Source organism: Rhizobium sp. UFLA01-1127 (assembly GCF_059803845.1).
Genome location: NZ_JAUQTZ010000183.1, coordinates 1 through 10,521 on the forward strand (window position 1 = coordinate 1; position 10,521 = coordinate 10,521).

Sequence of the window (10,521 nt, forward strand, 5' to 3'; positions counted from 1 at the left end):
CATCAGAGCCTCATCATTTGCCGAGAAACCGCCTGGGATCATGGATATCCGCGCGGCGGGCGGTGAGAGCCGATACGAGATCGGCCAGAGATAATAGATTGTGAACGGGACGGAATTCGTCAACATGCGGCAGCATTGCTTTTACACCGCGGGCACGCGCCTCGAAACCCTCGAAGCGCAAGAGCGGATTGAGCCAGATGAGCCGCCGGCAGGAGCGGTGCAGGCGATCCATCTCCGCTCCAAGCAATTCCACGCCTTCGCGCTCCAGCCCATCGGTGATCAAAAGCACGATCGCACCCTGCCCGAGCACCCGGCGCGCCCATAGTCTGTTGAACTCCTTCAGCGTCTCGCCGATCCGCGTCCCGCCCGACCAGTCGCGCACCGCCGCTGCGCATTCGTCCAGCGCCTGATCCGGGTCCTTGTGGCGCATCGCCCTAGTCACATTGGTCAGGCGCGTTCCGAACAGAAACGTATGAACGCGGCGCCGCCGCTCGGTCAAAACATGCAGGAAATGCAGGAAGATACGCGTATACTGGCTCATCGAGCCGGAAATATCGGCAAGCACGACAAGCGGCGGCTGCATTTCCTTCGGCCGTCGAAAGCGTGGCAGGATCAGCGCTCCTCCCGTGCGCAAGGCGGAGCGCATCGTCGCGCGGGGATCGATCCTTGCCGACGTGCGCGACGACGCGAAACGGCGTGTGCGCACGCGGTCCAGCGGCAGTCGCAGCTTCTCGAGCTCTCTCCTGGCGCAGGCAATTTCCGCCGCCGACATCTGCGCGAAATCCAGGTGGCGCAGCACCTCGCTGCCGGAGCTGGTAAATCGTGCATCGATCTCGATATCGGGCGTTTCGCGCTGCGGGCGGCGCTCGTTGCGGTCGCTCAGCAGCGCATCGCTTGCCCGGCTCTCGCCCGGCTTCGGCTTTTCCTTTTCCCGATGATCGGGAGCGACCGGCGACATCATGGCGATCATCTTGGCAACGAGATCGCGGGAGCGCCAAAACAGACGGAATGCCTCGTCGAATACCGCGAGATCCTCATGCCGCTTGACGAAGATCGAACACAGGGCAGCATGAAATTCCTCGCGGGAGCCGATGCCGATGGTCTCAACCGCCTCAATGGCATCCGCAATCGCTCCAGGCCCGATCTTGAGGCCAGCCTTGCGCAGCGCCCGACCGAACAGCACGATATTATCGGCAAGGCGTCCATCACCGGGCGGTGACTGTGCGGCAGTGATGCCGTTCTGCGCGCCCGGTCCCATGGCTTATCCCGCCGCAAGCAATTCGGATTTCACCTCGTCGAGCACGCGCTTGCCTTCGGCCCCCTGGATGCGGGCGATATCGTCCTGATATTTCAGCAGCGTGCCCAGCGTATCCGAAACAGTCTCCGGATCGAGCGCCACCCGGTCGAGCTCGGTCAGGGCGGTCGCCCAGTCGATCGTCTCGGCGACGCCCGGATTCTTGAAGAGGTCGAGCGTGCGCAGCTTCTGTACATAGGCGACGATCTGGCGCGAGAGTGCCCCGTTGCAGCCAGGCACCTTGCGGCGGATGATCTCAAGCTCCTGTTCGGCCCCAGGATAATCGACCCAATGATAGAGACAGCGCCGCTTCAGTGCGTCATGCACCTCGCGCGTCCGGTTGGTGGTGATGATGACAATGGGCGGCTCCGCCGCGCGGATCGTGCCGAGCTCCGGCACCGTTACCTGAAAATCGGAAAGCACTTCCAGAAGGAATGCCTCGAAAGCCTCGTCGGTCCGGTCCAGCTCGTCGATCAGGAAGACGGGTGCACGTCCTCCGCCCCCCGACAGCGCCTGCAGCACCGGCCGGCGGATGAGATAGCGCTCAGAGAAGATATCGGCCTCGATACGATCTCGATCGGTGAGACCGGATGCTTCAGCCAGGCGGATTTCCAGCATTTGCGCGGGATAGTTCCACTCGTAGACGGCCGAAGAAACATCCAGCCCTTCATAGCATTGCAGGCGAATCAACGGCCGGTCGAGCGCCTTCGACAAGACCTTGGCGATTTCCGTTTTGCCGACACCAGCCTCCCCCTCCAGAAAAAGCGGCCGTCTCATCTTCAACGCAAGAAACAGGACCGTGCCGAGCGCGCGTCCGGCCAGATAGTCATGGGCGCCGAGCAGCGCTATCGTCTCATCGATCGAACTCGGCAGCGAAAGTGATGTCTGATCCGCCATGACAACTCCCTTGAAGGGGTTATAGCGTGTGATAGCCCCGGTTCATATAGAGCAAAGCCGGCTTTGGCTCGCTGTAGCGAATGGCCATCACCTCGCCGAAGATGATGTTGTGGGTGGTGGCCTGCTTGATCTCGATCACGCGGCAATCGAAGGCGGCAAGCGCATCGGCAAGCACCGGAGCGCCCGTCGCCAGCGTCTCGAATTTGCCGGCAGCGAAGCGTTCATCGACGGTCAACTGGGTCTTCCCGGAAAAGGCATCAGCCAGAGATTGATGATCTGCGCTAAGCGTGTTCAGAGCGAATATGCCGCTTTTGAAGAAGATCTCGTTCTTCTCGTTGCTGTTGTTGAGGCAGATCAGAACCGTCGCAGGATCGTCCGACACCGAGCAGGCGGCGGTAATCGTCACGCCGCGCCGCTCCGCCCCGAGCGCCGTCGTCACGAGCTGCACATGTCCCGCATAGCGGCTCATGGCATCGCGATAAAGCGCCGGATCCATACGCTTCCTGTCTAGCACCACCATCTCCATTTTTCTGTGATACCTTGTCTTTCGCTCAATATGGCGGGCAGGCGTTAGCTTTTCTACAATAGCATTATTGAAAACGAACGGATTTTGCTGCTTTTTCTTTGACGATCCCCTCCAGACGGATAAATAGAGCAGAAAAATTGCTCGGGATAATCGATCGATGAACGTTCTGCGTCGCCTTCCGCTCCTGTTTGTGCTGCTTTCGGCGGCCGGCAGCAGCTACGCCGCGGGAATCCAGATCGGGATCGTGGCACCCCAGGACGGCAATTTTGCAACGCTGGGCGCAGAGATCGTCGCCGGAGCCAATTTCGAAATCCAAGCCCAAAAGGACGCAGCAACGGTCGTGAACGAGCCCTGCACTGAAGATGGCGGTCGGGCCGCCGCGGAAGCATTGGTTGCGGCCAAGGCACAGATCGCGATCGGCTTTCTCTGCACCGAGACCCTGGAGGGCGCACTGCCGCGCCTCAAGGATGCCGGCATTCCCGTCGTTACGGTTTCCGTGCGCTCACGCATCCTGATGGAGGATGCTCTGAAGAACGGCTGGCCGCTCTTTCAGCTGGCCCCGCTGGACAGTGCCGAGGCGGCCATGGCCATCGACACCATCCTGAAAAACTGGGCGGCGGAACCGATGGCGCTGATCGACGACGGCACGATCCACGGCCGCGAACTGGTCGGCGCTATCCGGAGCGCGCTGGAGGAAAAGGGGCTGAAGCCGGTCTTCACCGATACCTATCGCCCCGGCCAGGATCAGCAGATCGCGCTTGTGCGCCGCCTCAAGAAGGCCGGCGCCACGCGCGTTTTCGTCTGCGGCGATCGCAGCGATGTCGCCGTGATCGCTCGCGACGCAAAGAGCGAGAACATCCCGCTGGTCCTGATGGGCGGCGATGCCATGCGCGCCGCCGACCAGCCGGTGCCTTTGCTGGAAGGCGTGCAGGCAATCGCACTGCCTGATTATGCCAGCCTGCCGGCAGCACAGCAGACCACGCTGGCCATGCGCGCCGGCGGCATCGAACCGGATGGATATATCCTGCCGGCCGCTGCTGCCGCTCAGATCGCCAGTCAGGCGGCTGCAGGTGCGAAAGCGGACAACAGGCCGATTGCCGACAAACTCGCCGGCACGGAATTCCAGACAGCGATCGGTCCGATCTCCTTCGGGCAGAACCACGAATTGACTGAAAATCCCTTTCGCCTGCTGGAATGGCGCGGCAATGCCTTCGTGCCGGTGACGACGCCATCGAACTGAGGCATGCCGCTCGGGCGGTTGTTTGCCTATTGCAGCGGTGGTAATCCAGGCGCGAAATAATCAGATGGAGCTCAGCTACCCATGACCCTGCCGATCCGTATTGCCCCTTCCATTCTCGCAGCCGACTTCGCCAAGCTCGGCCAGGAAGTCAAGGATGTGACCGAAGCCGGAGCCGATTGGATCCATCTGGATGTCATGGACGGCCATTTCGTACCCAACATCTCCTTTGGCGCCGATGTCATCAAAGCGCTGCGCCCCTATACATCCGCCACTTTCGACTGCCACCTGATGATCTCGCCGGCTGACCCCTATCTGGAAGCCTTCGCCAAGGCCGGCTGCGACCGCATCACGGTCCATGCAGAAGCCGGCGTGCATCTGCATCGTTCGCTGCAGACGATCCGCCATCTTGGCAAAAAGGTCGGCGTTACCCTCAATCCGGCAACGCCGCTTTCCGTGCTCGAAAACGTGCTCGACGATATCGACCTGATCCTGATCATGTCGGTCAATCCGGGATTCGGCGGACAGAAGTTCATCCCTGCCATGGCCGACAAGATCCGCAGCGCCAAGTCCATGATCGGTGACAGGCCGATCGAGCTCGAGGTCGATGGCGGCGTTTCGGTCGATACAGCTCCGCTCATTACGGCTTCGGGCGCCAATGTCCTCGTTGCTGGTTCTGCCATCTTCAAGGGCGAATCGGTCGAGGCCTACCGGCAGACGGTGGGCGATCTCAGGGCTGCCGCCGAACGAGGCCGCGTTGGATCGAACTAATCCGACCCACATCTTCAGCGCGACGGCCAGGACGCGGTCCGTCGCATCGTATTGCCTCGAAGTCTTCCGCGGTGCGATCGGCTGGGGCATGGCCATGTCCGCGTCGGCGCTGACGGCCCTCTATTTGCGCAATGGCCTTCTGACCAGCCACGTAACCGCCCTTACACTCGTCTATTTCTTTGGCGGCGCCCTCTCATGGCCCATCCTCGTGCCGCTTGCCCGGCGCTTCACGCGCTACAGACCGACAAGTGCGCGTTTCGCCGCCTTCTTTCTGGTGCTGGCCATTGGCACCGCGGCCATGACGGCATTCCTGTTCGCGATGGATTATCGCTGGTTCTATTCGCGCTGGCATGCGCCGTTCGGCTCGCTCATCTGGACGTTCCAGTTCCTGTTTACCGGCGCCAGCGCCATCTATCAGTTCGCCGTCCTTGGCCTTACCCTATTTCTGCCGTTGGGACTGCTATGCCTGATCGCCGTTTCAGCCTATCTTGCGCGACAGGTCCGTTAAGGCGCACGAAAGATTGGTCCGACAAACATTGTGCCCTTGAAACATTGTGATCGCCGCCCGTCTTTGTTATGGGGGCGCCGAGTTTTCCCTTTCCGTCAGCCAAGAAAGCTTTGAGCCCATGATCCCGCGCTACTCCCGACCGGAAATGGTCGCCATCTGGTCGCCCGAAACCAAGTTTCGTATCTGGTTCGAGATCGAAGCCTATGCCTGTGATGCGCTGGCCGCTCTCGGCGTCATCCCGAAGTCGGCCGCGGACACCATCTGGGAAAAGGGCGGCAAGGCCACTTTCGACGTCGCGCGCATCGACGAGATCGAAGCTGTCACCAAGCACGATGTCATTGCATTCCTGACGCATCTGGCCGAAATCGTCGGTCCTGACGCCCGTTTCGTTCATCAAGGCATGACCTCCTCGGACGTGCTCGATACCTGCTTCAACGTGCAGCTCGTGCGCGCCAGCGACCTGTTGCTCGCCGATATCGACAAGCTGCTGGAAGCCCTGAAGCGCCGCGCTTTCGAGCATAAGGACACGGTCACGATCGGCCGTTCGCATGGTATCCACGCGGAGCCGACAACCTTCGGCGTCAAGCTGGCGCTCGCCTATGCCGAATTCGAACGCTGCAAGCAGCGCCTGATCGCCGCCCGCGAAGAAGTCGCCACCTGCGCCATTTCCGGCGCCGTCGGCACCTTCGCCAATATCGATCCGCGCGTTGAAGAACATGTCGCCGCCGCTCTCGGCCTGAAACCAGAGCCGGTCTCGACCCAGGTCATCCCGCGCGACCGTCATGCGATGTTCTTCGCCACCCTCGGGGTCGTCGCTTCCTCGATCGAGCGTCTCGCCACCGAAATCCGCCACCTGCAGCGCACCGAGGTTCTGGAGGCGGAAGAATATTTTTCGCCCGGCCAGAAGGGCTCCTCGGCCATGCCGCACAAGCGCAATCCGGTGCTGACGGAGAACCTGACGGGTCTCGCCCGCATGGTCCGCTCTTACTCCATTCCGGCCATGGAGAATGTCGCTCTGTGGCATGAGCGCGATATCTCGCACTCCTCCGTCGAGCGCATGATCGGCCCGGATGCGACCGTCACGCTCGATTTTGCGCTCGCCCGCATCACCAGCGTTGTCGACAAGCTTCTCGTCTATCCGGACAATATGATGAAGAATTTGAACAAGTTCCGCGGACTTGTTCATTCGCAGCGCGTGCTGCTGGCGTTGACCCAGGCCGGCGTGTCTCGCGAAGATTCCTACCGTCTGGTCCAGCGCAATGCGATGAAGGTCTGGGAAGAAGGCAAGGACTTCCTTGAGGAGCTGCTGGCGGACCAGGAAGTGCGCGCCGCTCTTTCGGAAGAGGATATCCGCGAAAAATTCGACCTTGGCTATCATACCAAGCATGTCGACACGATCTTCAAGCGGGTTTTCGGCTAGAGTTTCCCGTTTTGGATTGTGATTTCGTCGAGGCGGTGCGGCTTACGCGCCGCCTCTTCTTTTTCGCGGCAGACTTGGCGACGACTGGAAAATCATCAGCTGCGGCTTCGTTCACTTCATCCGTCAGCCGATCTTGATGGCGTTTTGCCGCCTTCTCGACCAGCCTGTCGAGATGCTTCAGATCCTCTTCATCGAGGTTTTCGATTCCGACGAAGCGATTTTCAGCGGCGCTGGTCAGGATCAGCTCATTGAGTTTGGCCTGAATGGCCCGCGTATCGCGGGTCTGCGCGTTCTGGAGCAGGAAAACCATCAGGAAGGTGACGATCGTCGTGCTCGTATTGATGACGAGTTGCCATGTATCCGAATAGTTGAAGATCGGTCCGGTGGTACCCCAGAGAACGACGGAAAGCAGAGCAAGGACGAAGATGGCCGGCTTGCCGGTCCACTCCGAAACCACAACCGCGAAGCGGGTAAAAATATGTGTGAGGCGAGCCATGATCCGCATCTCCTGATGATGCGGCTCAACGTGGAAACCCCGTCGCAGTTCCAACGATGCAAGGAACCGCCGAAAGCCCGAAAGTCTAATCCTGGGCGGCAACCAGCTTGCGATAGAGATGCCAGGATGCATGACCGAGTATCGGCATGACGACCGCCAGCCCCGCAAAGATCGGGATGGTCCCGACCACGAGCAGCGCTGCCACAATGAGGCCCCAGATTGCGATCGGGATCGGATTGATCAGCGTCGCCCGGATGCTGGCATCGATCGCGGCGACGACACCAACATCACGGTCCAGCAGAATCTGGAAAGTGACGACCGTGGTCGCCAGCACGACGAGCGCGAAGACGAAGCCGATCAGATCCCCCCAAAACATCATCGCCATGCCTTCGCGCGTCGTGAGCACACTCGACACGAAGGACGAGAGCGTGGGCGGCACGCCGTCGCCGAAAAAGATGAAATAGACGTTCTGCGCCACGAAGAGCCAGACGATGAACAGACCGAACAGCATGAGGCCCGTAACGATGATCGACGGCAGGGCCGGCGAGAAGCGCACATCGAAAGCATGGCTCCACGACGTATCCAGTCCCTTCTCGCGCCGCCGGCTGATCTCATAGAGGCCGATCGCGGCCATCGGGCCTAGCAAGGCAAAACCGGACATCAATGGAAACAACAGCGGCAGCAGGTTCTGGTCCGTGCTCCAGATCGCAAGCGCAATGCCGGCTATCGGATACATCAGACACAGGAAGACATAATGCGATGGCTTCTCGCTGAAATCGTCCAGCCCCAGCTTCAGGGCATCGACGAGATCGGCAATACCTATCTTGCGGATGGCTGGGCGGGCGAAAGTATGGTCCGCTCCGGCCATGACATGAAAGGCCGTCATAATGCTCTCCTCCTCAACCTCGATGTGCTCGGTCGGCGGTGCTAGGATGGCGGCAAAATGGATGCCGACATCGTCATTCGCTACCGGCTGAGCCGATAGTAGCAAATTTTGCCGCAATTGTCGCCTTTTTCCCTTGACAGTTGGGTTCACCTTTTCCACATCGCGCGATCATGAAGACCTCAGACGCAGATATCCTCATCATTCCCGGTTATACCAATTCCGGCCCGGACCACTGGCAGACACGCTGGGAGCAGAAGCTCTCGACGGCGCGGCGCGTGGAACAGGCCGAATGGTCCAAGCCCGTGCGCGATGATTGGGTCGCCCGTATCGCAGAGGAGGTGAATGCCTCGGACAAGCCGGTCGTACTGGTCGCGCATTCCCTCGGCGTTCCCTCGGTGATCCATGCGATCCCGCATTTTCGCAGCAAGATCGCCGGCGCCTTCTTCGTCGCGCCGCCCGATGTCGCCAATCCCGGCATCCGGCCGAAGCATCTGATGACCTTCGGCCCTTACCCGCGCGATCCGCTGCCGTTTCCCTCGATCACCATTGCCAGCCGCAACGACCCCTTCGGCAGCTACGAACATGCCGACGACATTGCCAACAGCTGGGGCTCGCTGCTGATCGATGCCGGAGAGTCCGGCCACATCAATACAGAATCCGGCCACGGACCTTGGCCCGAGGGCACGATGGTCTTCGCCAGGTTCCTCAGCCAGTTGAAACCGTAGTTTTATCGACGGGCGAAGACGGACAGGAGCGCCCTTACACCTCACTGCAACGCGTCCCGTCATGCATGACGCGCAGGGCTTAAACTTACTGCATAATTCCTTAAATCGATTCCGGTTCGAAGAATTATGCAGTAGCCTGTGAAGTACCGGACACTTTCATTCCATCGTCAGACAAAAGCCTGTAAAACAAGTCATCACAGGATCCCGATTCCCAGCATTGGCACCCCGCCAGGGCCGGAATTCCGAGGAAGGAGGCGTAGGCGGATTGTGAATTCGCTTCTTATCCGTTATGGGACGCCCACATATGATCCACTTGCGCTATCCCAAGAGCGCCAAAGACAGAGAACAATACCAATGAACCGTCGCCGCCGTATTTACGAAGGCAAGGCCAAGATCCTTTACGAAGGGCCTGAGCCGGGCACGCTGATTCAATTCTTCAAGGACGACGCCACCGCTTTCAACAAGAAGAAGCACGAAGTCATCGATGGCAAGGGCGTTCTGAACAATCGCATCTGCGAATATATCTTCAGCCATCTGAACAAGATCGGCATTCCCACGCATTTCATCCGCCGCCTCAACATGCGCGAGCAACTGATCAAGGAAGTGGAGATGATTCCGCTCCAGATCGTCGTGCGCAATGTCGCCGCCGGCTCGCTTGCCAAGCGCCTCGGCATCGAGGAAGGTGTGGTGCTGCCGCGTTCGATCATCGAGTTCTACTATAAGTCCGATGCGCTCGAGGACCCATTGGTCTCCGAAGAGCATATCACCGCCTTCGGCTGGGCCAATCCTGCGGAACTCGACGACATCATGGCGCTCGCCATCCGCGTCAACGATTTCATGACCGGCCTTTTCCTCGGCGTCGGCATTCAGCTCGTCGATTTCAAGATCGAATGCGGCCGTCTCTTCGAAGGCGACATGATGCGGATCATCCTCGCGGACGAAATCTCGCCGGACAGCTGCCGCCTCTGGGATATTGAAACCCATGAGAAGATGGACAAGGATCGCTTCAGCCGCGACATGGGCGGCTTGCTGGAAGCCTATTCCGAAGTGGCTCGCCGCCTCGGCATCATCAATGAAAACGAACCCGTGCGCGGCACAGGCCCGGTTCTCGTCAAGTAAGCTCAGAAAGGACAATCGTGATCAAGGCTCGTGTAACCGTTACGCTGAAGAACGGCGTTCTCGATCCGCAGGGCAAGGCAATCGAGGGCGCGCTCGGCGCACTCGGCTTTGACGGCGTCCATCAGGTCCGCCAGGGCAAGGTCTTCGACATCGAACTGGACGGCGCCGACAAGGCAAAGGCGGAAGCAGATCTTCGAGCCATGTGCGAAAAGCTCCTCGCCAATACGGTCATCGAGAATTATAGTATCGCTCTCGACTAAGGATTGTGGAGCCTGTGTAATGGTCGAAGTGACGCAAGAGTTGATGTATGAGCTGCTGAAGAAAATCCAGGCGGAACAATCGTCGACGAAAGACGAAATTCGGGAGATGAAAGCGGAGATGAACGCTTTCAGAACGGGTCTCGTTGCGGTTCATCGGGACCTTCTGAATATCCACACCACGCTTATGCGGCACGAAGAGCGCCTGGAACGCATTGAGCGCCGTCCTGAACTGCGTGAGCTCGCAGAAGCAGCACAAACGAAATATGAGCCGCACCCATGAAATCAGCAGTTGTTCAACTCCCCGGCCTTAATCGCGACCGTGACATGATCGCGGCGCTGACCAAGATTTCCGGCCATGCGCCCGTAACGGTCTGGCAGACGG

Annotated in this window: 13 protein-coding genes and 1 pseudogene; 9 read left to right on the forward strand and 5 right to left on the reverse strand. The window is 59.7% G+C overall.

Features of this window, described 5'->3' with window-relative positions:
* Positions 1-13: 13 nt before the first annotated feature.
* From Q4Q11_RS28820 to Q4Q11_RS28830, 3 genes are read right to left on the reverse strand one after another with little or no spacing between them, the layout of a single operon-like run.
* Positions 14-1,258: a vWA domain-containing protein gene (locus Q4Q11_RS28820; protein WP_498571610.1), complete on the reverse strand. Its 1,245-nt coding sequence runs from the start codon at positions 1,256-1,258 to the stop codon at positions 14-16.
* A 3-nt stretch (positions 1,259-1,261) separates the two neighbouring features.
* Positions 1,262-2,191 (reverse strand): AAA family ATPase, encoded by a 930-nt coding sequence (locus tag Q4Q11_RS28825; protein ID WP_112510841.1) that lies wholly within the window; start codon positions 2,189-2,191, stop codon positions 1,262-1,264.
* 19 nt (positions 2,192-2,210) lie between these two features.
* The gene (locus tag Q4Q11_RS28830; RefSeq protein ID WP_498571611.1) at positions 2,211-2,711 is read right to left on the reverse strand and encodes a flavin reductase; all 501 of its coding nucleotides are present in this window, start codon (positions 2,709-2,711) and stop codon (positions 2,211-2,213) included.
* A 163-nt stretch (positions 2,712-2,874) separates the two neighbouring features.
* On the opposite strand from Q4Q11_RS28830, the gene Q4Q11_RS28835 reads away from it, so the two are divergent.
* The 4 genes from Q4Q11_RS28835 to purB all read left to right on the forward strand — a co-directional run bounded on the left by Q4Q11_RS28835 (position 2,875) and on the right by purB (position 6,653).
* Positions 2,875-3,957 carry an ABC transporter substrate-binding protein gene (locus Q4Q11_RS28835; protein WP_498571612.1) on the forward strand — a complete coding sequence of 361 codons (1,083 nt, stop codon included), beginning with the start codon at positions 2,875-2,877 and terminating at the stop codon, positions 3,955-3,957.
* Between the two features lie 81 nt (positions 3,958-4,038).
* Positions 4,039-4,725, forward strand: coding sequence for a ribulose-phosphate 3-epimerase (rpe, locus tag Q4Q11_RS28840; protein ID WP_498571613.1), 687 nt, complete (start codon positions 4,039-4,041; stop codon positions 4,723-4,725).
* Between the two features lie 88 nt (positions 4,726-4,813).
* Positions 4,814-5,233, forward strand: coding sequence for a hypothetical protein (locus Q4Q11_RS28845; RefSeq protein WP_498571614.1), 420 nt, complete (start codon positions 4,814-4,816; stop codon positions 5,231-5,233).
* 118 nt (positions 5,234-5,351) lie between these two features.
* Positions 5,352-6,653, forward strand: coding sequence for an adenylosuccinate lyase (purB, locus tag Q4Q11_RS28850; RefSeq protein ID WP_112510923.1), 1,302 nt, complete (start codon positions 5,352-5,354; stop codon positions 6,651-6,653).
* Here the strand turns inward: purB and Q4Q11_RS28855 are convergent.
* Both Q4Q11_RS28855 and Q4Q11_RS28860 read right to left on the reverse strand, forming a co-directional pair.
* Positions 6,634-7,149 (reverse strand): low affinity iron permease family protein, encoded by a 516-nt coding sequence (locus Q4Q11_RS28855; protein WP_112510835.1) that lies wholly within the window; start codon positions 7,147-7,149, stop codon positions 6,634-6,636. The two genes, purB and Q4Q11_RS28855, sit on opposite strands and share 20 nt — an antisense overlap.
* Before the next feature lie 85 nt (positions 7,150-7,234).
* On the reverse strand, positions 7,235-8,035 hold the full coding sequence (locus Q4Q11_RS28860; protein ID WP_112510921.1) for a DUF2189 domain-containing protein: 801 nt from the start codon (positions 8,033-8,035) through the stop codon (positions 7,235-7,237).
* Positions 8,036-8,205: 170 nt separating this feature from the next.
* Here Q4Q11_RS28860 and Q4Q11_RS28865 point away from each other — a divergent pair, with 170 nt between their 5' ends.
* The 5 genes and pseudogenes from Q4Q11_RS28865 to Q4Q11_RS28885 all read left to right on the forward strand — a co-directional run.
* Complete coding sequence (locus Q4Q11_RS28865) at positions 8,206-8,760, forward strand: RBBP9/YdeN family alpha/beta hydrolase (protein WP_113214210.1); 555 nt, start codon at positions 8,206-8,208, stop codon at positions 8,758-8,760.
* 354 nt (positions 8,761-9,114) lie between these two features.
* Positions 9,115-9,879: a phosphoribosylaminoimidazolesuccinocarboxamide synthase gene (gene purC / locus Q4Q11_RS28870; RefSeq protein WP_112510833.1), complete on the forward strand. Its 765-nt coding sequence runs from the start codon at positions 9,115-9,117 to the stop codon at positions 9,877-9,879.
* A 17-nt stretch (positions 9,880-9,896) separates the two neighbouring features.
* Positions 9,897-10,139 (forward strand): phosphoribosylformylglycinamidine synthase subunit PurS, encoded by a 243-nt coding sequence (gene purS / locus Q4Q11_RS28875; RefSeq protein ID WP_112510831.1) that lies wholly within the window; start codon positions 9,897-9,899, stop codon positions 10,137-10,139.
* 19 nt (positions 10,140-10,158) lie between these two features.
* Positions 10,159-10,419, forward strand: a complete 261-nt coding sequence (locus tag Q4Q11_RS28880) for a hypothetical protein (protein WP_112510829.1) — start codon at positions 10,159-10,161, stop codon at positions 10,417-10,419.
* A pseudogene (locus Q4Q11_RS28885) lies at positions 10,416-10,521 on the forward strand (phosphoribosylformylglycinamidine synthase subunit PurQ); the annotation flags it as partial. The gene Q4Q11_RS28880 and the pseudogene Q4Q11_RS28885, both read left to right, overlap by 4 nt.